The sequence below is a fragment of the Candidatus Protofrankia californiensis genome, from assembly GCF_900634765.1.
Taxonomy (GTDB): Bacteria; Actinomycetota; Actinomycetes; order Frankiales; family Frankiaceae; genus Protofrankia; species Protofrankia californiensis.
The window spans coordinates 6840-29662 of record NZ_CAAAFT010000189.1; the positions used below are offsets into that span (position 1 = coordinate 6840).

Genomic DNA, 22823 nt, shown 5'->3' on the forward strand with positions numbered 1-22823 from the left:
CTGCCGAGTCCCCTGTACATGAGCACGACAACCTGGTCCTGCAGCCGCGCGACGTCCGTTTCGACTGGTCACGGCTTCCGATGCACTGGATTCCGGGCGAGCCCACAGCCACCCACACCATCAACGTGCTGCATCTGCTGCTGCCCGCGGGCGAGCGCTGGTTCGTGCGCGTCTTCAAGCAGGCCCTGCCACTGATCACCGACGACCGGCTGCGGGAGGACGTGCTCGGGTTCATCGGGCAGGAGGCCATCCACGCGCAGGCCCACCAGGGAGTGCTTGACCACCTGCTCGCCAAGGGCTTGGATCCGGGCCCGTACGTACGCCAGGTCGAGTGGCTGTTCCACCGGGTGCTGGGGGAGCGCCCGGGACTGACGCCGGAGCGGGCCCGGGAGCATGTCGTCGAGCGGGTTGCGATCATCGCCGCGGTCGAGCACTTCACCGCTTTCCTCGGCAACTGGGTACTCAACGCGGACGCCCTGGACCTCGCCGGCGCCGACCCGGTGATGCTGGACCTGCTGCGCTGGCACGGCGCGGAGGAGGTCGAGCACCGCAGCGTCGCGTACGACCTGCTCAGACACCTGGACCCGGGCTACGCGCGGCGGATCCGCACCATGGCGATCACCGGTCCTGCCCTGTACTGGCTGTGGATCCGCGGAGCGCGCTTCCTGGTGGCCGCCGATCCGCAGCCGGCCGGGCCACGGCAGAAGGCGAGCTGGCGCGGCTTCCTCGCGGCTTCGCGGCGCGGGCTGCTGCCAAGCCCCGGTGCGGCTGTGTGCTCCGGGGCGCGCTACGTCAGGCGCGGCTACCACCCCACCCAGGAGGGCTCGACCCGGCAGGCGGTCGCCTACCTCGCCACGTCCCCGGCTGCCCGCGCCGCCGCCCACTGACGTTCGAGCAGGACCCGGACCCGTGAGCCGCTCCCTTCCCCCCGACCTGTACGGCAGACCCCGTGCCGACCGCATGATGCGGGTACTGGCCGCCTTCGGCGACGCGTTCTTCCCGTTGTCCACCCGGCCGCGCCGCCGCTGTCGGCCCGCTGCGGCGAACGCGCCCCCGCGCAACCTCGTGGTGGCCACCCGCCGCGCCGAGGCCGAAGACGTCGTCTGCCTGCGCCTGGCCGCCCCCGACGGTGCGGCGCTGCCCGCCTGGCGGCCCGGCGCCCACCTCGACCTGCACCTGCCGTCCGGCCGCCGACGCCAGTACTCCCTGTGCGGTGACCCCGCCGACCGTGCCGCCTATCGGATCGCGGTACGCCGCATCGAGACGGGCGGCGGCGGATCGGTGGAAGTACACGACGCCCTGCCGGAGGGCACCCGGCTCACCGTGAGCGGGCCGCGCAACGCCTTCCCGTTCGCCGCCGAGCCCTGCGTGCTGTTCATCGCGGGCGGCATCGGCATCACTCCCATCCTGCCGATGGCCCGCGAGGCCGCGCGGCGCGGCCTGGACTGGCGGCTTGTGTACACCGGTCGTAGCCGCGCCCGCCTGCCGTTCACCGACGAACTGCGGCAGCTCGGTGGCCGGATCGAGATCGTCTCCGGCGAGGAGCACGGGATCCCCGCTGCCGCCGACCTGCTGCGCCGCGCCCCGGCCGGGGCCGCCGTCTACGCCTGCGGCCCAGTCCCCATGCTCGACGGCATCAAGGCGGCCTTCGACGCGAGCCCCGCAACGGCCCTGCACTGTGAGCGATTCGCCCCCGCCCCGATCCGGGGTGGCCACCCCTTCGAGCTGCACCTGGCCCGCAGCGGGCGCGCGCTGCCCGTCCCCGCCGACCGGTCCGCCCTGGACGTGCTCAGGGAGGCCGTCCCCGCGGCCGCGTACTCCTGCCGGCGGGGACTCTGCGGGATCTGCCGCCAGCGGGTCCTCACCGGACTGGTCGAGCACCGCGACCACCGCCTCACCGACGCCGAGCGCGCCGGCGGCGCGATGCTCGTCTGCGTATCCCGCGCACCCGCGGGCGAACGCCTCGTCCTGGACCTGTGACCCCATACACGCACGACCGGAAGGCGACGCCCATGACCATGCAGGCCCAGGCCGCACCGGCCTTCCCGTACGACAGCAGCGACCTCGACCGCTTCCGTGAGCTGCAACAGCTCGCCTACGGCTGCGCCGAGCGCGTCGCAGCCTGGCTGGAACCTGGAGTGACCGAATGTCAGGTCGCTGCCCGGCTCCGCCGGGAGCTGGTCGCCGAAGGCGTCCAGGACTTCTTCCACATCCCCTTCGCCTGGTTCGGCGACCGTACTGCTTTTCGGCACTTCCAGACGCCGCTGCAGTTCTTCGCGGGCCGGCGGAAGCTGGAAGAAGGCATGCCGTACATCCTCGACTGCGCTCCCGTCGTCGACGGCTACACCGCCGACATCGGCTACGCGGGCAAGGTCGGCGACAATCCCATCTGGGACAAGATTGCCTTTGACCTGCGCGAATACCGCGAGCTGATCCTCCGTGAGGTGCGGCAGCGCAAACCGCTCAACGACATCTACGCTTCCGTGGACGCGCTCATCGCCCACCACGGCTACGACAACCGGCACAAGGTCTATCCGGGACGGGTCATCGGCCATCAGGTCACCCGCATGACCGCCCGCGGGCCCGCCGGAGTCAATGTCCTCGGCTTCGGGGTACGAACGCTGGAGACCCTCGGCCGCGAGCTCGTCAGCGAGCGCCTGCACGGCCGTTCGCCGCTGTGGGCCGACGGCCGCTCCTCGCGGCACGCGCCCACGCCGGGGCTGTGGGCGGTCGAGCCGCACGTCGGATTCCGCGAGGTGGGGCTGAAGTTCGAGGAGTTACTGGTGGTCACCGAGGACGACGCCCACTGGCTCGACGACGACCTGCCACACGTGCGCCGCTGGCAGCAGGCACACACCCGATCGGACGCCCGATGAAACACCGTACGGTCATCTCGGCCGGCGTGCCGCTGGCCGTGTACGAGCAGGGCGACCCCGCCCGGCCGACGGTACTGCTCGTGCACGGCTACCCCGACACCCACCACATCTGGGACGATGTCGCCGCCACCCTCGCCGCCGACGGTCACCACGTCGTGCGCTACGACGTGCGCGGCGCCGGGGCCTCCGGGGCCGCGGCGGGTGTGCGCGGCTACCGGCTGCCGCAGCTCGCGGACGACCTGTTCGCCGTGGCCGACGCGGTCAGCCCGGACCGGCCGGTACACCTCGCCGCCCACGACTGGGGGTCCATCCAGTCCTGGGAGGCCGTCACCGACCCACGCTCGGCGGGCCGCATCGCCTCATACACCTCCCTGTCCGGTCCCTGCCTGGACCACGTCGGCCACTGGGTTCGACGACGTCTCACCCGCCCCACCCCGCGCCACATCGGCCAACTCCTCGCCCAGGCCGCGCACTCGTGGTACATCGGCGTCTTCCACGCGCCGCTGCTCGCCCCCGCCGCCTGGCGGCTGGGCCTGGCCGCGGGGTGGGGCCGCGTGCTGTCGTCTACCGAAGGGGTCGCCCCGCGAGCCGGCCACCCGCAGCCCACCCTTGCCGCCGACGCCGTACGCGGCATCGCGCTGTACCGGGCCAACATGCTGCCCCTCCTCCTACGCCCACGGCAGCGCCCGACCGCCATACCGGTGCAGCTGATCACCATCACCCGGGACCACTACGTCAGTCCCGCTCTGGGTGACGACCTCGACCGCTGGGCGCCGTACCTGTGGCGGCGCACCCTGCCGGCCGGGCACTGGTCCGCACTACTGGAGAAAGGCCCCACCGTGGCACGAATGATCAAGGAAATCGTCTCGCGCACCGACGGTGCGCCCGCGTCCCCCGTACTGGACCGGGCCTACGGTGCGCGAGGGGGGCGGGGGCCTTTCGCCGGGAAGCTGGCCGTTGTCACCGGTGGCGGCAGCGGCATCGGCCGCGCCACCGCACTGGCCTTCGCCGAGCACGGCGCCGACGTCGTGGTCTGTGACCTCGACCTGGCCACCGCCGAACGCACCGCCGAACTCGCCCGCCTGCTCGGTGCCACCGCCCACGCCTACCGCGTCGACGTCTCCGACGGCCCCGCCGTCGACACCTTCGCCACCGAAGTCGCCGCAGCCCACGGCGTCCCCGACATCGTGGTCAACAACGCGGGCGTCGGCCACTGCGGCACCTTCCTGCAGACCACCGAGAAGGAGTGGCAGCGCATCCTGGAGGTCAACCTCGGGGGCGTCATCCACGGCTGCCGTGCCTTCGGCACCCTCATGGTCGACCGTGGTGAGGGCGGCCACATCGTCAACCTCGCCTCCGCCGCCGCATATCTGCCCAGCAAGATCCTCGCCGCCTACGCCACCAGCAAGGCGGCTGTCTACATGCTCTCCGACTGCCTGCGCGCCGAACTCGCCCCCGCCGGCATCGGCGTCACCACCATCTGCCCCGGCATCGTCAACACCAACATCACCCGCACCACCACCTTCTCCGGCCGGTCCGCCGACCGGCTCGACGCCACCCGCGACCGCATCTCCGCCCTCTACACCAGGCGTAACTTCCCCCCGGACAAGGTCGCCCAGCAGATCCTGCGCGCCGTCCGCCAGAACAAGGCCGTCGTCCCGGTCACCGTCGAGGCCAGGGCCGCCCGCCTCCTCGCCCGTCTCTCCCCGGCCCTGCTGCGCGCCGCCGCCCGCTTCGACCTCGGCTGACGGTGCCCTCGCCCGCCTGCCCACCCCACCGCGGGCCCCGGCCCTCGTGCACCGCGTACGGGATGGGACGAGATGATCATAGTGCGCAGTGTGTGGCGCTCGCGTGTCACCCAAACATGGAGAAGACATCCATGACTTTCGTCCAGACCCTCCTGCGGTCCCCGGTAGTGGCGGCCCTCACCTGGCCGCACAGCGTGGACCGGTACCTCGAGCTGGTCAACCCGATGTGGGCGGCGAAGGAGGTCCGCGCCCGGGTCGTCCGCGTGGCGACCGAGACCCGGGCCGGTGCCCCGGTCGCCACGATCACTCTCCAGCCCACCAGGACCTGGAACGGCCACCTCGCCGGCCAGTACGTCCAGCTCGGCGTCGAGATCGACGGTGCCCGTCGTATCCGGTGCTTCTCGGTCTCCTCGCCCGAGTCCGGCCGCGGCGACCGCATCACGATCACGGTGCGCGCCAACCCTGACGGCGTCGTCTCCAAATACCTCGTCGAATGCGCCCGGCCGGGCACGATCGTCCACCTTTCGCAGGCGGCCGGTGGGTTCACGATGCCCGAGCCGCTGCCGCACCGACTGCTGTTCATCTCCGGCGGCTCGGGCATCACCCCGGTGATGTCGATGGTCCGCACACTGCTGCGCCGCGGCTACGGCGGCACCATCACGTTTCTGCATTACGCACAGTCACCGGCACACCAGATCTTCGCCGACGAGCTCGCCGAACTGCCTCCGAACGTCCATGTCCACCTGGTCTACCCCGGGCAGGGCGGCCGGTTCTTCACGCCGATGGAGCTGTCCCGGCTCGTGCCGGACTACCCGGACGTCGATACCTGGGCCTGCGGCCCGGCGGGCCTGGTCGAGAAAATCCAGGCCGCCTACGACGGTGGCGACAAGCTGCGCGTGGAGTACTTCAAGACGCCTGTCCTTCGTGGCACGGCCGGGGGCGAGGTGACCTTCACCAAGGCCGGCGCCACCGCGGCCAACACCGGGACCACCCTGCTCGAGCAGGCCGAGGCCGCCGGGCTTACTCCCGAGTTCGGCTGCCGCATGGGCATCTGCTTCTCGTGTACATCCCATAAGGCCGAGGGCACTGTCCGCAATGTGCTCACCGGCGAGGAGTCGAGCCTGCCCGACGAAGACATCCGCATCTGCGTGTCCATCCCCGTCGGCAACTGCGCCGTCGAGATCTGACCCATCCACCACGCCCGGACTCGTGTGCCTCAATCGCGCACGCGAACGAACGCACCGCCGCAGACGAAATCGGCGAGAAATCGGAGAAGGAGCCCATCGTGACCACTCAATCCACCATGCTCACCCCTGAACAGATCGAGGTATTCGGCGCCGAGATGGATGCGATCCGGCAGCGGGTCATCGCCGACCTCGGCGAGAAGGACGCGGCATACATCCGCAAGGTCGTCAAGGCCCAGCGCGCCTTCGAGGTCGCAGGCCGCGCGCTCTTCTACGTGCCGCCGGCCTGGCCGCTCGCGGTCGTCTCGCTCAGCGTGAGCAAGATCCTTGACAACATGGAGATCGGCCACAACGTCATGCACGGCCAGTACGACTGGATGGATGACCCCGGCCTGAACTCCCGTATGTATGAGTGGGACACCGTCTGTCCCAGCGTGCAGTGGAAATACTCCCACAATTACATACATCACACATATACCAACATCATCGGCAAGGATCGTGACCTCGGCTATGGCATCCTGCGCATGCAGGAGAACCAGGAGTGGAGGCCGAAGTATCTCGGCAACCCGCTCTACGCCTTCCTGTTGATGATCTTATTCGAATGGGGCGTACTCCTCCATGATCTGGAGGCTGAGAAAATCTTCGCCGGCGAGAGAACCTGGGCCGAGACCAAGCCCCTGCACCGCGAAATGCTGCACAAGGTCCGCAACCAGACGCTCAAGGACTACATCCTTTTCCCGCTGCTCACCGGCCCCTTCCTCCTGACCACACTGGCCGGTAACGCGCTCGCGAACCTGGTCCGCAACATCTGGGCCTTTAACATCATCTTCTGTGGCCACTTCCCGGCGGGCGTCGCCACGTTTACCGAAGAGGAGGCGGAGAACGAGACCCGCGGCCACTGGTACTACCGCCAACTGCTCGGCTCCTCCAACATCATCGGATGCAAGCTTTTCCACGTCATGGCAGGCAACCTGTCCCATCAGATCGAGCACCACCTGTTCCCCGACATCCCCGCCCGCCGCTACCCTGAAATCGCTGCCGAGGTCCGGGAGATATGTGAGCGCTACGGCCTGCGCTACAACACCGGCCGGCTGTCCAAGCAGCTCTTCTCCGTTGAGAAGAAGATCCTCAAGTTCTCGCTGCCAACGAAGAACAAGCCCATCGCGACCGTCGAGGACCTTCCCCTCGCGGCCCTGGCCACGGTCGGGCTGACCGGCAGGGAGATCGCATCAGGACTGGTCGCATCAGGACTGGTCACCTCCCGGTTGGTCGTCTCCGTGCGGATCGCCGAGAGCCACCTGTAGCGTGCCTACCTACCGTCCGCAGGAGCCGGGGCCCTCGGCTGTCGCAGCGCCACAGACACCCGAGCCGAGAGGTAACGGCGCCTGATACGGAAAACGTCGGCAATATGCCTCCATGACCCAGCCTCCACGACCCACATGCGCTTCCATGACCCATCGGCCGGTCACGAACGTCCTCGTTCGTGACGGTCACGAGACCCGGCATGCTCCTCGCCCGGTCCACGCCGTTTCACATCTCGATTCCGGTGGGAATACGGTGGAATCCGTCCTCGACACCACCGGCGCGACGAGATGCAGCCGGCGCGCTCCAAGCGTAAGGACAGCAGGTGTAAGGACAGGTAGTGTGCCTGTCCTCGGCGGGAGCCATGGTTCTCGACGATCGTCGACGGCCGAGTCGACCTCGACCATTGGCTCGCGGCCACCGTCGCTCGTTACCGGCAGCTGTCACCCGAGCGGATCCACCTGCCCCGCGAGGAGCCCTACCTCGAAGGCCACAACACCTGGATCGCCAACCGTCCCGGCTCACTGCTCGTGATCCCGGTCGCCGACTTCACCCAACACCTGATCGCCAACCCCGCGTTCTTCCTGCAGAAGGGGACGCCGTCCACGACGACATCAACCACCGGGCCATCCCCGGCGTCGACGACTTCGGCGAGCTACGCCACGCCGACGAGCCGTTCCCGCTGTCGTTCGTCGAGCAGTACATTTTTGCCGAAGCCAGCGCCGAACTGATCATCAGTGTCCACAACGGCCACCTGCTGCTCGGCGCGCTCGGCCTCGGCGGCTGGACCTTCGACGGCATCGACCGGCTCAGCATCCTCGGCGCCTCCGGCAACCCCGACGTCCCCGGTCTCGGATTCCACGTCCGGACCGACGACCGGTGGGCCATACCCAACCCCACGGGCCTACCCGGCGTTTTCGAGACCCTCTCCCGTCCCCACATCCCCGACATCGCCACCGCCGTTCGCCTGTTCACCGAACGCAAGTACGCAATCGGCGGGCCGTTCCACCCCGACACCCCGGGACCGTGGCGCGAAACCCCCGCCGTGCGATCCGCCGCCGCACGCCACGACCAGCGTTTCCTCGACCTGCTCACGCTCGAAGCCATCTACATCGACGACACCTTCGGCAAACTCCCCAGCCCCGACGCCGGCGGGATGTCCCGACGGTTGCCGAGAGTGTCAGCTATCGCCTCTCTGTGCTGCGGCGGTCGGCGTACAGATGCTGGCAGAACCCCGCCGGGGGCGCCGGTCAGGGTCTGCCCAAGAAACGGTGTAACGGACAGCGATGTTCAAGCGTCTCTGCAGGTCACGGCCTTACTCTGGAGATTACCGATCAAGATCCCCTGACACTCCCCCGGTCACTCGTAGTTACCAAAGGTCAGGCCATGTCTGGCTGTCTGGTGCGAGCCAGCGGGTGCCCGGGGCTGGGCGGCCCGCGGGCACCTCAGCCGGCGCTGAGCCGCGCCGATTCCAGGTGTTGCTTGGCGGTCCGCAGCGTCGCCAGGCTGTTGCCTCCGATCGCGGCGCGGACTGCCGCGCGCGCGTCGGCGAGCGTGCGCACACCCGGCAGCGCGATGGCACGCTCGGGGTGGAGCCGTACGGTGTGCCGGGAGGTGGCCCGGGTGTGCGTGACGTCGCCCTCGGCGTATGGGTCGAGCACCCAGCGGCCGGTGTGCACGGTGAGCGCGTCGGGCAGCGTGGTCTGCTTGTACGCGAGCGTGTGGGGCGCGAGGCTGACGCGGAAGGAACGGGTGGTGTGTGTCGTGCCGTCCGGCGCGCGGGTGTCCATTTCCAGCACCTGCTGGCCCGGCTCGTCCTCCGTAAGGGCGACGCGCGCCACGTGCGCGAGCCGCTGCGGCCACAGGTCGGCGCGGTCGAGGAAGTCGTGAACGACCTGCGGCGGGGCCTGCACGAGCACCGAGTCCTCGAAGGACAGCAGCAGTTCGCCATGCCGGGTGCCGTCGGCGACCTCTTCGGCGATTGCCCGCAGTGAGGCGAGCTCGCTGGTGCTGTTGCGGTCGGTGGCCTCCTCGATCCAGCGCAGCCCATCGGGGTCGTCGGCCACGGCGGTGAAGCGGTGGCCGAGTACGATCCGGCTACCGCCGCCGGCCCGCGCGGTGATCTCCCAACTGCCCGCCATGGACCCGACCGGCGGCGCGCTCACCTCCTGGCGGAAGGCGATGTGCAGCTGTCCGGCGGGCAGTTCGCGCAGTGACGTCCAGGACTTCAGCCGGCCGTCGGCCAGCGCCCAGATGCGCAGCCGCTCGCGTTGCGGGCCGGCGTCCTCGCGGATGACGTGCACGGTGGGCGGGAAGAGGTGCGGCCACTGGGTGGCGTCGGCGAGCAGCCCGTACACCAGCTCGGGCGGGGCATCGACGTCGACGGTGTGTAGCGTGTTGCGGACGGTCGGACGGCTCATGTGGGTTCTCCTCACCTCAGGTGCGTCCCGCCGTCGGCGAGCAGGACGCTGCCGGTGCTGTAGGGGGAGCGGATCAGGCCGAGCACGGCCTCCGCGACGTCGTCGACCGTGCCGATCCGCCGCAGCGGGGCCAGTGCGGCGACCTGCTCGCGCGGACCGGTCAGCGAGGCGGTCCACTCGGTGTCGATCAGTCCGGGTGCCACCGCGTTGACCCGGATCTCGGGCCCCAGTACCCCGGCCAGCAGGCGCGTCAGGTGCTCCAGCGCGGCCTTGCTGACGGCGTACGGGATGGAGCTGCCGGCCGGCCGGGAGCCGGCGATGGAGGAGACGGTGACGATGCTGCCGTCCCCGGTGGCCCGCAGGTATGGCACCGCGGCCACGGTCAGCTGCCAGGTGCCGATCAGGTTGACGTCGAGGATCTCCCGCCACACCTCGGGGGTGACGGACTCCAGATCGGCGTGCGGGATGTAGCGGGTCGTACCGGCGTTGTTCACCAGGACGTCCAACCGGCCGAACCGCTCGACGACGTCGGCCGCCAACTGCCGTGCCTGCTGCGGATCGGAGATGTCGGCCTGGAAGTAGGCCGCGTCCGGCAGGTTCTTGGCGACCTCCTCGCCAGCGTCCGCCGAACGCGCGGAGTTGACGGCCACCCGGTAGCCCTCCCGGGCCAGCCGGCGGGCCACCGCAGCCCCGATCCCCGAGGACGATCCGGTCACCAGTGCTGTGCGACGCTCGCTCATGGGTCCTCCCGTCGTGGCTGCGGGCCGTGGCCTCGCGCCACCTTCGCGCCGTGCGGTGGAGGACCGCTGGAGAACCGGTCGGCGGTCGGTCTTTTTTCGTAAGAATTTTTACGGCACTGTTGCACTGAGGAAAATCACGCACGCAGAAATTCTGGTCAGCGCTGTGCAGTTGTTTTTCACTCCTGCCGCGGGGCGGTCCAACTCTGGACGCTGGTTCACCCTGTGTTCTACAGTCATGTTCGAACGGTATATCTGCTCAGGGCTGTGGATGCCAGTGGCATTTGCCGGTTATTCCGTGCGGCGGAGGGTGTCGGGTAGCGGTGGCTATGGAATTCGGTGTGCTGGGTCCGCTCATCCTGGGGACGGAGAGGCAGAGTTTCCTGCCGAGCGCCCCCAAACCCAAGCAGTTGCTGGCCCTGCTGGTGCTGAACGCGAACCGGGTGCTGTCGGCGGCGTCCTGCATCGAGGAGCTGTGGAGCAGCGACCCGCCGGCGTCGGCGATGTCGACGCTGCAGACGTACGTGCTGCACATCCGCAAGGCGCTCGCCCGGGTGCCCGGGGTCGGCTCGCTCGCCGCCGCCCGGTCGGTGCTGACCACGCACGACTACGGGTACGCGCTGCAGGTCAGCCCCGAGGATGTGGACGCCTTCCGGTTCGGAATGCTCGTACGCGAGGGCCAGCGGGCCCAGGAGCGCGCCCAGCACCAGCGGGCGACCGAACTGCTGGCGCAGGCGTTGGCGGTGTGGCGTGGCGACGTCCTAGTCGACGTGCAGCTCGGCCCGATGCTCCAGATGCACGCGCGGGCGCTGGAGGAGGCCCGGCTCGGCGCGTGGGAGCGGCGGGTGGAGTCCGACCTGCGGCTGGGGCGGCACCACCTGCTGCTCGGCGAACTGGTCGGCCGCGCCGCAGCCCATCCGGTCAACGAGAACATCCACGCGCAGTTGATGGTGGCGCTCTACCGCTCCGGCCGCCCGGCCGACGCGCTCGGTGTCTACCTGCGGCTGCGGACGATGCTGCGGCGCGAGCTCGGCCTGGACCCGTCGATGCGGCTCCAGCAGCTCTACCACGCGGTGCTGCGCGCGGACCCGGTGCTGGACTCCCACGAGGTCGGCGAGCACGGGCTCTCGCTCGACCTCGCGATGCAGCGGACCGGCACCTGAGCTGGGACAACCCGGCGGGCGGCCGACGACGGGCAACGACGATCTGGACGACCTGAAGGAGGGGCGGAGCCGGTGGTGATCCTGGTGACAGGAGCGGGGGGCAGCGCGGCCGGGGGCGTGGTGGACGGCCTGGTCGAGGCGCGCCAGCAGGTGCGGGTCCTGCTGCGGCGGGACACCGGCAGGAGCTGGCCGAGCGGGGTGCAGGTCGTCTTCGGCGATCTGCGCGACCCCGTGGCCGTGCGGTCGGCGCTGGACGGCGTGGAGCGGGTGTTCCTGCTGATCGCCGAGGACGGCGGCGCGGGCTTCGCCGAGGCCGCGCGCGGCCTGCCGCTGGAGCGGGTGGTCCTGCTGTCTTCCAAGGCCGTCGAGGAGTTCGGCGGCCTCGACAACCCGCTGTACCGCAAGCACCTGCTCGGCGAGCAGGTGGTCGGTGCCCTCGGCGTGTCCTGGACGTTCCTGCGGCCCGGCGGCCTGGCCTCCAACGCGCTGCGCTGGTCGGGTTCGATCCGCGCCGAGGGTGTGGTCCGCGCGCTGTTCCCGCAGCTGGCCGCGCCCCTGCTCGACCCCGCCGACCTGGCCGAGGTGGCCGTGCGCGCGCTGCTCGACCCCGGCCACGAGGGGCGCACGTACACACTGACCGGGCCGGAGATCATCACTGTGCGGGAGCAGGTGGAGGTGCTGCGCGAGGAGACCGGGCAGGAGATCCGTTTCGAGGAGATCGCCGAGGAGCAGGCTCCCGCGGTGCTCGGGCCGAGCCTTCCGCCGGGTTTCATCGAGGTTTACGTACCCGTACAGAAGCAGTACCTGAAAACGACACCCGCGGTCCTTCCGACCTACTCCGAGATCACCGGAAAAACCGGTCGGACTTTCCGGGAATGGGCCCGCAGGCACGTGGACGCATTCCGCTGAACCTGCTGTCGGGAATGATTCTCGCCGGGTGGTCGGGCACACATCCGGTGAATGCCCGACCGCCTCCGGCCGGTAATGCGTGATCGCTTCAGGGTTGTGCGGCCCCCACCTCTTCCCGCCCGTGCGGGGTGTTCCACTCCGCCACCGTCCAGGTGGTCAGGGACGAGCGGGGGACGACCTACTCCGGGTGCAACTGGTCGAAGTTGTCGGCGAAGTTCTGGCGGATCACGGCGAAGTTCGTCGCCTTCTTGAAGGCGGGCAGCGTGTACAGGTCGCGGGCGTAGGCCCACAGCGCCGGGAAGCCCTCCGGACGGGCGGTGTTGGTGGCCAGCAGCCCCGGGTAGGCGACGTCCAGCCGGGCCAGCGACAGCCACAGCCGCACGTCGGGCTCGGTGACGGTCGGCCCGAACAGGTAGCGCCGGCCGCGTAGCCGCTCCTCCAGGGTGTCGAAACGGTCGAAGAGCACGCGCAGGATACGGGCGTGCTCGGCCGGGTCCGCCGCGTTCCCGACCCGGTGCAGGGCGTTGTTGACGTCCTGGTGCAGCCACGCGTTGAAGGCGTCGATCTGCGAGCGCAGCGCCCGTGGGTAGAGGTCGACGTCCGGGTCGGCCCAGGCGTCGAACTGTGTGCTGAGGTCCAGGCTGATCGCACCCGACTCGTTGCTGATGATCCTCCCGCCCTCCCGGTCCCACAGCGCTGGCACGGAGGCGCGGCCCGGCCAGCCCGGCACCGTCGCCTCGTACGCATCGCGCAGCCGGGAGAAGCTGTTGATCGGATCCGGTCCGGACTCGCCGTCGAAGATCCAGCCGCGCTCGTCGGCGGAGTCGTCGACGTATGACAGCGAGACCACGTCCTGGAGGCCCTTGAGCGTGCGGACGACCGCGGCGCGCGAGGACCACGAGCAGCCCCAGGCGGCGTAGACGTGGTAGCGGCCGGGTTCGGCGCGGTAGCCGCTGGAGCCGTCGGCGGTGATCCGCCCGCGCAGCCTCTCCACGTCGCGGGCCGGGGTCGCCGGGGCCTGGTCGCAGAACTCGGCCTCGGGCGCGCAGGCGCTGTCGGGCACGATCGGGGGCTGCTCGGGGAAGTGCACCTGTGTCATGGGTACTCCGTGAGGGCTCGGACGGACGAACGGGACGAAGGGCGGGACACCGGACGGCGTGTCACGGCCGGCCACCCGGGGTGAGGGCGCGGGCGATCCGGTTGACCGCCACGGTGACGGCGGCGATGGTCAGGCCCGGCAGCACGGTCAGCCACCAGGCGGTACCGAGGTAGTCGCGGCCCTCGGAGACCATCGCGCCCCACTCCGGCGTGGGTGGCTGCGCCCCGAGGCCAAGGAAGCTCAGCGCGGACACCGAGAGCACCGCGGTGCCCAGTTCCAGTGCCGCCAGCGCCAGCACCGGGCCGCACACGTGCGGCAGCACATGGGTCAGCAGCACCACGGGACCCCGCACGCCCGCGGCGGTCGAGGCCTCCACGTACGGCTCCTGCCGGGCCTTGAGCACCTGGGCGCGGACGATCCGGGAGAAGCCCGCGATGCCCGCCAGGCCCACGGCGATCGCCGCGTGCGCGGTGCCGGTGCCCAGCGCGGTGACGACGGTCAGCGACAGCAGGATCGCCGGAACGGCCAGCACCGTGTCGACCATCCGCATCAGCAGGGCGTCGACCCAGCTGCCGAGGGTGCCCGCGGTCAGGCCGATCGCGGCACCGCCGGCCAGCGCGAGCCCGACCGCGATCACCGGGGCCCGCAGCGACAGCGACGAGGCGTGCACCACCCGGGACCAGACATCCCGACCCAGGTAGTCGGTGCCGAACCAGTCCGCACCGCTCGGCGGGAGCAGCGCGCGGTCGGGCGCGGTGGCCAGCGGCGCGTGCGAGCAGAACACCGTGGGGAAGAACGCCCAGGCCAGCACCAGCACCAGCACCAGCACCAGCACCGACAGCGTGAGCCCCGGGCTGCGCCACACGCCCCGCAGCGCCGCCCGCAGCGCCACGGGGAGGCGGGTGCCGCCGCGGGCGGCCTCGTGGGCGGTGTCATGGGCGGCCTCGGGAGGGTTCAGGCCGATCGTGGTCTCAGCCATCCGAGGCTGCCCCTTCCCGTTGCGGGCCGCTCGGCCAGGCGCGGGTCGAGCAGCGGTGTCACCAGGTCGACGGCGAGGTTGACGGCGGCGAAGACCAGGGCGCTGACGACCACCGCGCCCTGCACCACCGGGATGTCCTTCGCCTCGACCGCGGCCGCGGTGATCCGGCCGAAGCCGTTGCGGGAGAACACCGTCTCCACCACCACCGAGCCGGCCAGCAGACTGCCGGTGATCAGCCCTAGCAGCGACAGCAGCGGCAGGACAGCGTTGCGGGTGGCGTGCCGCAGCAGCACCCTGGCCCGCCCGGCCCCCTTGGCCCGGGCGGTGGCGACGTAGGGCGACCGGAGGGCGTCGGCCAGGCTCCGGGCGAAGAGCTGCGCGATCAGTGAGGCCGTCGGAACGGCCAGGGTGACCGCGGGCAGCACCAGCCCGGTGCCGCCGGTGTGGCCGAAGGCGGGCAGCAGCTTCCACCGGAAGGACACCACCTCCAGCAGCACCAGGCCCACCACGAACTGCGGGAAGGACACCCCCAGCGCGGGCGCCGACAGCAGCAGCCGCGACAGCCGCCGCGACCGGGTGGCGGTCGCGGCCAGCGCCGTGCCCACCCCGAGCAGCACGGCCAGCGCCAGACCCGTCCCCGCGAGGGCCAGGGTCTGCGGCAGCGCAGCTGCGAAGGTGTGGGTGACGGTGTCGCCGCTCTGCACCGAGCGGCCCAGGTCGCCATGGAGGGCCGCCCATAGCCGGTCGGCGTACTGCTCCGGCAGCGGGCGCTCGAAGCCGTAGGCGGCCCGCAGTTGGTGTACCTGGGCGGGGGTGGCGTTGGCGGCACCGCCCTGGCCGCTGAGCATGATGGCGACCGGGTCCCCCGGCAGCAGGTAGAGCAGGACGAAGGAGAGTGTGAACGTCGCCCACACGGTGACCACCGCGTGCAGCAGCCGCAGCAGCAGGTGACGTACCGTCATGTTCCGCGCCTCTTCTGATCCGTGCTGTCCGGCCGGTACCCCTGGCGGGTCAGTTCGCGAGCCAGGCGTCGAAGAACGCCGGCTGCGCGGAGCCGTCCAGGGCCACGCCGAGCACACGCCCGGTGAACGCCACGGACTGGGTCTGCTCGTAGACGGGGATCGCGTACGCCTGCTGGACGATCTGCCGCTGCGCCTGCTCGACCAGGGCCGTGCGCTCGGCGGCGTCGATCGTCTCGGACTGCTTCGCGAGCAGCGTGTCCAGCGGGTTGCCGGCGGGCAGGTGGGCGCGGTTCTTGGTTGTGGTGGAGAAGACGGTCGACAGCACGTCGGGGTCGGCGCGGGTCAGGCCGAACCACAGCAGGTCGTACCGGCCGGCCTCCTGGTCGGGCGCGAGCTGGTTCAGCGGCAGGCCGTTGAGCTGAGCGTCCACGCCGATCGCGTTCAGCTGGGACTGGACCAGTTGGAGCACGTTGCGGCTGGCGGTGTCGACTCCCGGGTAGATCAGCGACAGCGTCAGCCGCTTGCCGTCCTTGGTACGGATCCCGTCGCTGCCCGCCTGCCAGCCGCCCGCGTCCAGCAGGACGCGGGCGCCTGACGGGTCGTAGGCCAGATCGGCCGACAGGTTGGCGTACGAGGGCGTGCTGGAGGTCAGGATGCTGGTAGCCGGATGGTAGCGGTCAGTGAGAAGCGTCCTGACGATGGTGGCGCGGTCGATGCCCTTGGTGAGGGCCTTGCGGACGGACGCGTCGGCCAGCAGCGGCCGCTGGGTGTTGGCTGTCAGGTTGTATGTGACGCCCGGCACCGGCCGGGACAGCTCGGTGGCACTGCCGGAGGCGAGCCGCTGCTCGTCCCGTGCGTCGATCCCGATGACCGCGTCGACCTGGCTGGAGAGCAGGCTGCCGACGCGCACCCCGGACTCGGGCACCACCTTGTAGTCGATGCCGTCGAGGTAGGCCGCGCCCTGGTGCTTCCACACCGGCGAGCCCCACGCGTAGTCCGTGCGCCGCGTAAGCCGGATCTCCTGGCCCTGCACGGTGTCCTTCAGCACGAACGGGCCCGCGCCGGCGAGGCCGCGGCCCTGGCAGCGGTCGTCCGGGGTGCGGGCCAATGATGCGGGGGAGAGCAGCCCGAGCGCGGCCGTCGAGGTGGCCTGGGGGAACTGCGCGTTGGGACGGGAGAACGTGACCTTCGCGGTGTGGCTGTCGACCACGGTGGTGCCCTGGTAGCCGGCCAGGTAGCTGGCGGCGACCGCGTCCACGGCGCCGAGCTTGACGATGGTGTCGAAGTTCGCTTTGACCGCGGCCGCGTCCACCGGCTCGCCGTCGCTGAAGGTCGCCCCGGCACGCAGTGTAAAGGTGAACTCGGTGGCCGACGCGCTGGCCTCGAACTTCGAGGCCAGCCACGGCACGATCTTCCCGGTGGCCGGGTCCTGGTCGGTGAGCGAGGACACCAACTGGCGGCTGATCGCGGTGTTGCCGTTGGAGCTGTTGTTCTGCGGGTCCAGGCACAGCGGCTTGCTCGCCACCGCGACCGTCAGCGTCCCGCCGCTGCGCGCGGTGCCCGAGCCGCCCGGCGACGCCCCGCCGCCGTCGTTCGACGAGCAGGCAGCCAGCCCCAGGCACAGCACCACCATTCCGGGCAGAATTCGGCGGCCCGGCCCTCCAATATGTCTGCTGCGCACGGGAACAGCAGGGCTCGGCTGGCGAAACATGGATACTCCTGAAGCGGATTGTTGCGGAGAGGAAATCACTGGCGCCTCATCGTGGCGGGCGCCGGTCGACACGCGTACGGGCCGAATGCGGGCACGGAAATCAGGGGCCGCAGCCCTCGGCGTGGCGACTGGTGGTACCGGGGTGTGCTCGGTTGCTCAGTGACAGAGCGCGCTTGCCTGTCGGACGAGGTCGACGTCCAGGCGGCGCATCAGAATTACGACTCCCACGGGCACGTCAGGAGACTACCGTGACTATTCGGGACTAAGCCAGTGACAATTGACGCCGCCAGCCGGAGGCTGTTGACTTAACGGCCCCGCGCCACCGGAAATAGGAACGGAGAACTGGATATGGAGCTGAGCGGCACGACGAGCCCCGACGCGGGCGACTCGCTCGCCGACCGCATCGCCGTCGCCATGCTCACCAGGGCCTTCCCCGCCGACGTCGTCGACGGGGTGCTCGCCGACACCGGCAGGACCCAGATGCGCACCCGGCTGCTGCCGTCCCGGGTGGTGGTGTACTTCGTGCTGGCGCTGAGCCTGTTTCCCGGTCTTAAGTACGAGCGGGTTGCGCGGCTGCTGTCCCAAGGGCTGATATGGAGCCTGGGCCGGCCGACCACCTGCCCGGTGCCCACAGCCGCCGCGCTGTCCCGGGCCCGGGCCCGGCTCGGCGCCGAGCCGCTGGAGGCGCTCTTCCGTGCCACAGCCGCGCGGGTGGCCGGTCCGCCCACCTACCGGGGGCTGCGCGTGCTGTCCCTGGACACGCTCCGCATCGAGGCACCGGACTCCGAGGAGAACCTGGCCGCCTTCGGCCGCGATCCGGCCGCGGGCGAAGGCCCGCCGTGCCTGCGTGTCGCGGCACTCGCCGACGAGTCGACCCAGGCCGTCGTCGACGCCCGGCTGGGCCCGGACGCCGGCGCCGGGGCCGCGCTGACCTGGCCGCTGCTGAGGGCCCTGGCCGGGAACGAACTGCTGCTCGCCGACTTCGGCACGGTCGGCGTCCGGTCCTGGTGCGTGGCCCGCGAGCACGGCGTGGAACTGCTGTGGGCCGCGCCCGCCGACACCGCGCTGTCCCCCCACGCCGTGCTGCCCGACGGCTCGTACCGCTGTGTGCTGGACGGCGCCGGCGACTGCGCGGGCGAGGAGGACGAGACGGGCGTCGCGGTGCCCGTCCGCGTCGTGGAGTGCACCGTCGCGGGCACGCCGGTCCGCCTGGTCACCAGCCTGCTCGACCCGGCGCGCGCCCCCGCGGCCGAACTCGTCGAGTTGTACGCGAGGCGCTGGCGGTTCCGCGAGGCGCTGGCCGACCTGGCCGCGCAGGGCCCCGGCCGCGCCCGGCCCGCCGCCCCCGGCGGAGCCGACGGCGGGCCGGGGCGGCCCGGGCCGGTACCGATGCTGCGGTCCCGCTCGGCGAGCGGGGTTCGCCAGGAGGTGTGGGGCCACCTGCTCGTCCACCAGGCGATCACCGTGCTGCTGCGCGGGGACCTGCCGGGCCGCGGTACGGCCGCCGCGGCGGCGGCACCCCGCTTCACCGCTCACGGCCAGGGCCCGCAGCCGGTCCGCCGAATCGTCTGACGTCCGGGCGCGAGCGCTGCTTTCCGGCGTCCGGGGGCGGCACGAGCCGGATCGCGCCCGACGGGCACAGGGCCGCCGCCGTCTCCGCGTCCCGGCGCTGCGGGCCGACCGGGCGTGCGACCAGGAGCGCGACCAGGCCGTCTTCGTCACGCTGGGCGAACACCGCGGGGGCCAGGCGTACGCACTGCCCGGAGCCGATGCACGTACCGGTGTCGACGGACACCTCCGCCGGCGAGCCGCCGCTCACCAGACCACCGGCAGCCGGTGCAGCCCGTACACGGCCTTCTCGGGCGCGAACTCCGCGCCGTCGGCAAGCCGCAGCCCCGGCACCTGCAACAGCAGCGTCCGCAGCGCGATCTCCAACTCGGCGCGGGCCAGCGGCTGGCCGAGGCACTGGTGGATGCCGAACCCGAAGGCGACATGGCGGCGGGCGTCGCGCAGGATGTCGAGTTCCCCGGGCGACGCGAACTGCGCCGGGTCCCAGTTCGCAGCCGGGATCGACGCGATCACCCCCTCACCCTCGCGGATCGTCACCCCTGCTATCTCCACGTCCTCCAGCGCTACGCGGGGCACCCCGCTGTGCACCACCGACAGGAACCGCAGCAGCTCCTCCACCGCGCCCGTGAGCAGCAGCGGGTCCGCCCGCAGCGTGGCCAACTGATCGGGGTGGCGCAGCAGCGTCGCCACGCTCAGCGCGATCATGTTCGCGGTGGTCTCGTGGCCGGCGACGAGCAGCAGCAGCCCGGTGCTCTTGACGTCCTCATGATCCAGTTCCCCGGTCAGCTCCCGCTCCACCACCAGCCGGCTGAGCACGTCGTCGCCGGGCTTCTCGCGGCGCCTGCGGGCCAACTCCCCGATGTACTCGCGCAGGTCGACCACGGCCTGGGCGCTCTGTTCCAGCGTGCTGGACCGGGTGAGCATCCGACGGCCGTTGGTCTGGAAGAAGTCGTGGTCCTGGTAGGGCACGCCGAGCAGCCGGGCGATCACCGCAGACGGGATCGGCAGCGCGAAGTTCTGAACCAGGTCCGCCGGTTGCGGCCCGGCCAGCAGGTCGGCGAGCGCGGCGTCGACGATCTCCTGGATGCGCGGCCGCAGCGCGTCGATGCTCTTGACCATGAAGTCGCGGCTGAGCATGCGCCGGATGCGGTCGTGCTCGGGCGGGTCCATCCGGAAGAACGGGGTGCGCCCGCCGACGCTGGCGCGTACCGCCGCGGAGACGAAGGGGAACCCGTCACGCCGCGCGTCGGCGCTGAACCGCAGGTCGGACAGGACGCTGCGGACGTCCTCGAAACGGGTCAGCAGCCACGCGGGCGTGCCGTCGTAGAGGGTGATCCGTGCGGCCGGACGGTCCGTCCGCAGCAGTGCGTACTCGGGCGGAGGGGCCAGCGGGTCGGGCCGTTCCGGCGGAAAGGCGAGCGGCTGCGCGGTCCGCGTGGGCTGAGACATCGTCATCCTCCGACAGGGGACGTGGAACGGGACCCGGACACGAACGGGGATGCGGACCCGGCCGCCTCCACGGCGGCTTCGGCGTGGGCACGGGCGGCGTCGATGGTGGCGAGGCTGTGCGCACCCAGCACGACACGGACCCGGCGGCGGGCGTCGTCGGCGGTGACACCGGGGCCGAAAGCGGTGGCGATCCGATTCGGGCGCAGCGCCACCGTGTGCCGCCCGGTCACGGACACGGTGCCGTTCTCCGCTTCGGTGACGATCCACTCGCCCAGGTGCGCCGACGCGAACGGCGGCACGGTCAGCGGCGTGTAGACCACCCGGTCGGGCGGCAGGCACAGCCGCAGCGAGGGCACCTGCTGAACCGTTCCGTCCGCCGCCCTGATCCCGCTCAGCACGTGCTGCACCCCGGGGACCGGTTCGCTCAGCTCGACGGAGGCGATGTGCGAGACCGCGCCGGGCCAGCGGCCGGCGTCCCGCAGGAAGGTGTACACATCGGCCGCGTGGCCCCGCACCCGGACGGTGTCCTGGAAGGTGAAGACCAGGTCGGCCGCTGCCCGCCCGGCCTCGGCGCGCTCACGCAGGGTCCGTACGAAGGACGGGCCGAGAAAGGAGATGTCCGCGGGCGCGGCGGCCAGACGGAGCGTCAGCAGCGTCCCGCCGGCCGGCAGCGGCTGCGCCGACCACCGCCCGGCGAGCTCTGTGGAGCCGGCGGACCTGGCGGCCGGCGCGTCGCCGGCGGATCCTGGCGCTTCGGCGCCCTGCGGACGCGCCGACCAGCGGAAGTCGACCACCCCTTCGTCCGCCCGGACGGACTGGGTGCCGCTCCAGCGGACGACGTGCCGCTCGCCCGCACGCGTCCACAGCGCAGCCGGGCCGTTCGGGTCCGCGGCCGGCCCGGGCTCGGCGTACACCACGGGTTCGAACAGCACCGGCCACAGCCGGAGGTCGGTCAGCAGTGCGAGCACGGCGTCCGCGGGGGCCCGTACCCGGACGGACTGCTCGGCGTGCTCGGGGTCCTTGAGGAGCCCGGCGTGCTTGGTGCCGGGGTGCGTCGATGGCTCCACAGTGCCTGTCCTCGATTCGGTGGTTCGGGGCGGGGCGGGCCGCTGTTCTGGCGGCGACCCGGCCCGCCCCGAACCTCGCACCCGGCCGTAGAAGACCGCTGGAACTCGGTTGGAGCCGACCGCGCGGACCGGTGCCCACCACCGCCGAGCGCCTACCGGTCGCCTCGGTCGTCCGCCAGTCGGTTGCCGGTCAACCCTCCGATGCCGCCGGCTTCGGCCTCGGCGGCCAGGGCAGCAGCACCGTGATCAGCACGCAGCCCACCAGGATCGCGGCGGAGGCGAGGAAGGCCAGGTCGTAGCCGGAGGTGAGGGCCGCACCGCTCGGATGCGGCCCGGAGCCGCCGGTCTGGGAGCGGGTGTGTGCGGCGGCCAGCGAGGTCAGTACCACCAGGCCGAATGAACCGCCCACCTGCCGGGCCGCGTTGGCCAGGCCGGAGGCGACACCGGCGTCCTGCGGCCGCACGCCCGCCGTGGCCGTCACGGCGACCGGGGGCAGCGCGGCGCCGATGCCGAGGAAGACCAGCACGCCCGGGCCGATCACACCGAGTGCGACGAGCGTGTCCGTCCGCAGCGCGGCCTGCCAGACGAAACCCGTCGCCGAGACCAGCAGCCCCGCCGAGATCAGCACCGGCGGCCGGCGGCCCGCGGCCAGCAGGCGCGCCGCCGTCCGCGCGCCGACGACCGTGGCCACCGCGTGCGGCACAAAGACCAGTCCCGCCTCCACCGGGCTGTAGCCGCGGACGTTCTGCAGGTAGAGCGAGACGAAGTAGAGCAGCCCGAAGAACCCGGCGCCCAGCAGGAACATCACGACATTCGCCCCGGTGCGCAGGGCCGACCGCAGCAGCCGCAGCGGCAGCAGGGGCACCGCCGCCAACCGCTGCTCCACCACGACGAACAGCGCGAGCAGCAGCACCCCGACGACGATCGGCAGCCAGCTCCCCACCGGGCTCCAGCCGTCCTTGCCCGCCTGGACGATGCCGTACGCGGCCGCGGTGAGCCCGGCGGAGACCGTGACGGCGCCCGGAACGTCCAGGCTGCGCCCGCCCAGCCCCGGCAGGTCGGCCAGCCACAGCAGCGAGCCGGCCACGACGGCAACCCCCACCGGAAGGTTGACCAGCAGGATCCACCGCCAACCGAGGTAGTCCGTGAGCAGGCCGCCGAGGATCGCCCCCGCGGCGCCGCCAACCGCGCCGACCATGGTCCACGCGGCGATCGCCCGGGCGCGCCGGGCGCCCTCGGGGAAGGTCGTGGTCAGGATGGTCAGCGTGCAGGGGGCCAGGATCGCCGCGCCCAGGCCCTGCACCGCCCGCGCCGCGACCAGTACCCCGGCCGAGGGTGCGGCTCCGCCCAGCACGCTGGCCGCGGTGAACAGAGTGACGCCCGCGACGAAGACGCGCTTGCGGCCGTACAGGTCGGCGGCCCGCCCGCCGAGCAGCATGAAGCCGGCGAAGGTCAGGGTGTAGGCGTTGACGACCCACGGCAGGTCGGCGGTGGAGAAGCCGAGCGCGTCGCGGATCGACGGCAGCGCCACGTTCACGATGGACACGTCGAGTACGACCATGAACTGGCCCAGGCAGGCCAGCGCCGTTACCACGCCGTCGGGCACGCGGCGCGGTAACGGGGCGGAAGTGGGGGCGGGGGCAGGCGC

Annotated in this window: 20 protein-coding genes; 10 read left to right on the forward strand and 10 right to left on the reverse strand. The window is 71.5% G+C overall.

Annotation, left to right across the window (positions count from 1 at the left end):
- The first annotated feature begins 32 nt into the window (after nt 1-32).
- From DD1DGNOD_RS10530 to DD1DGNOD_RS10560, 7 genes are all read left to right on the forward strand, one after another.
- The gene (locus tag DD1DGNOD_RS10530; RefSeq protein WP_131770006.1) at nt 33-887 is read left to right on the forward strand and encodes a metal-dependent hydrolase; all 855 of its coding nucleotides are present in this window, start codon (nt 33-35) and stop codon (nt 885-887) included.
- 73 nt (nt 888-960) lie between these two features.
- A complete protein-coding gene (locus DD1DGNOD_RS10535) occupies nt 961-1980 on the forward strand; it encodes a PDR/VanB family oxidoreductase (protein ID WP_131767593.1) in 1020 nt (339 codons plus the stop codon).
- 32 nt (nt 1981-2012) lie between these two features.
- Complete coding sequence (locus tag DD1DGNOD_RS10540; protein WP_206443075.1) at nt 2013-2876, forward strand: M24 family metallopeptidase; 864 nt, start codon at nt 2013-2015, stop codon at nt 2874-2876.
- Complete coding sequence (locus DD1DGNOD_RS10545; protein ID WP_131767557.1) at nt 2873-4624, forward strand: SDR family oxidoreductase; 1752 nt, start codon at nt 2873-2875, stop codon at nt 4622-4624. The genes DD1DGNOD_RS10540 and DD1DGNOD_RS10545 overlap by 4 nt, the downstream gene beginning before the upstream one ends.
- A 131-nt stretch (nt 4625-4755) precedes the next feature.
- Entirely contained in the window at nt 4756-5811 is a 1056-nt protein-coding gene (locus DD1DGNOD_RS10550) for a ferredoxin reductase (protein WP_131770007.1), read from the forward strand.
- A gap of 98 nt (nt 5812-5909) precedes the next feature.
- Complete coding sequence (locus tag DD1DGNOD_RS10555) at nt 5910-7112, forward strand: acyl-CoA desaturase (RefSeq protein ID WP_283234675.1); 1203 nt, start codon at nt 5910-5912, stop codon at nt 7110-7112.
- Nucleotides 7113-7450: 338 nt separating this feature from the next.
- Nucleotides 7451-8458 carry a hypothetical protein gene (locus DD1DGNOD_RS10560; RefSeq protein WP_206443076.1) on the forward strand — a complete coding sequence of 336 codons (1008 nt, stop codon included), beginning with the start codon at nt 7451-7453 and terminating at the stop codon, nt 8456-8458.
- 97 nt (nt 8459-8555) lie between these two features.
- On the opposite strand, the gene DD1DGNOD_RS10565 is transcribed toward DD1DGNOD_RS10560, so the two are convergent.
- Complete coding sequence (locus DD1DGNOD_RS10565; RefSeq protein WP_131767556.1) at nt 8556-9530, reverse strand: aromatase/cyclase; 975 nt, start codon at nt 9528-9530, stop codon at nt 8556-8558.
- 11 nt (nt 9531-9541) lie between these two features.
- The gene (locus DD1DGNOD_RS10570; RefSeq protein ID WP_131767555.1) at nt 9542-10270 is read right to left on the reverse strand and encodes an SDR family NAD(P)-dependent oxidoreductase; all 729 of its coding nucleotides are present in this window, start codon (nt 10268-10270) and stop codon (nt 9542-9544) included.
- Between the two features lie 338 nt (nt 10271-10608).
- Between DD1DGNOD_RS10570 and DD1DGNOD_RS10575 the strand changes: the two genes are divergently transcribed.
- Together DD1DGNOD_RS10575 and DD1DGNOD_RS10580 are read left to right on the forward strand one after the other, a co-directional pair.
- Nucleotides 10609-11430, forward strand: a complete 822-nt coding sequence (locus tag DD1DGNOD_RS10575; RefSeq protein WP_206443077.1) for an AfsR/SARP family transcriptional regulator — start codon at nt 10609-10611, stop codon at nt 11428-11430.
- A gap of 75 nt (nt 11431-11505) precedes the next feature.
- A complete protein-coding gene (locus tag DD1DGNOD_RS10580) occupies nt 11506-12339 on the forward strand; it encodes an SDR family oxidoreductase (RefSeq protein ID WP_165035093.1) in 834 nt (277 codons plus the stop codon).
- Nucleotides 12340-12517: 178 nt separating this feature from the next.
- On the opposite strand, the gene DD1DGNOD_RS10585 is transcribed toward DD1DGNOD_RS10580, so the two are convergent.
- From DD1DGNOD_RS10585 to DD1DGNOD_RS10600, 4 genes are all read right to left on the reverse strand, one after another.
- Complete coding sequence (locus tag DD1DGNOD_RS10585; protein WP_131770008.1) at nt 12518-13438, reverse strand: glutathione S-transferase C-terminal domain-containing protein; 921 nt, start codon at nt 13436-13438, stop codon at nt 12518-12520.
- A gap of 61 nt (nt 13439-13499) precedes the next feature.
- On the reverse strand, nt 13500-14417 hold the full coding sequence (locus DD1DGNOD_RS10590; protein ID WP_131770009.1) for an ABC transporter permease: 918 nt from the start codon (nt 14415-14417) through the stop codon (nt 13500-13502).
- Nucleotides 14393-15379, reverse strand: a complete 987-nt coding sequence (locus DD1DGNOD_RS10595; protein ID WP_131767551.1) for an ABC transporter permease — start codon at nt 15377-15379, stop codon at nt 14393-14395. Before DD1DGNOD_RS10595 ends, DD1DGNOD_RS10590 begins: the two co-directional genes overlap by 25 nt.
- Before the next feature lie 49 nt (nt 15380-15428).
- Nucleotides 15429-17090, reverse strand: coding sequence for an ABC transporter substrate-binding protein (locus DD1DGNOD_RS10600; RefSeq protein ID WP_241255636.1), 1662 nt, complete (start codon nt 17088-17090; stop codon nt 15429-15431).
- A 348-nt stretch (nt 17091-17438) separates the two neighbouring features.
- On the opposite strand from DD1DGNOD_RS10600, the gene DD1DGNOD_RS10605 reads away from it, so the two are divergent.
- Entirely contained in the window at nt 17439-18662 is a 1224-nt protein-coding gene (locus tag DD1DGNOD_RS10605) for a transposase domain-containing protein (protein ID WP_131767549.1), read from the forward strand.
- Here the strand turns inward: DD1DGNOD_RS10605 and DD1DGNOD_RS10610 are convergent.
- The 4 genes from DD1DGNOD_RS10610 to DD1DGNOD_RS10625 all read right to left on the reverse strand — a co-directional run.
- Nucleotides 18616-18909: a ferredoxin gene (locus DD1DGNOD_RS10610; protein ID WP_131767548.1), complete on the reverse strand. Its 294-nt coding sequence runs from the start codon at nt 18907-18909 to the stop codon at nt 18616-18618. The genes DD1DGNOD_RS10605 and DD1DGNOD_RS10610 overlap by 47 nt on opposite strands.
- On the reverse strand, nt 18906-20114 hold the full coding sequence (locus DD1DGNOD_RS10615; protein ID WP_430827794.1) for a cytochrome P450: 1209 nt from the start codon (nt 20112-20114) through the stop codon (nt 18906-18908). Before DD1DGNOD_RS10615 ends, DD1DGNOD_RS10610 begins: the two co-directional genes overlap by 4 nt.
- Nucleotides 20111-21175 carry an SRPBCC family protein gene (locus tag DD1DGNOD_RS10620; RefSeq protein ID WP_131767546.1) on the reverse strand — a complete coding sequence of 355 codons (1065 nt, stop codon included), beginning with the start codon at nt 21173-21175 and terminating at the stop codon, nt 20111-20113. The genes DD1DGNOD_RS10615 and DD1DGNOD_RS10620 overlap by 4 nt, the downstream gene beginning before the upstream one ends.
- A gap of 190 nt (nt 21176-21365) precedes the next feature.
- On the reverse strand, nt 21366-22823 hold a 1458-nt coding region (locus DD1DGNOD_RS10625; RefSeq protein ID WP_206443078.1), incomplete at its 5' end, for an MFS transporter.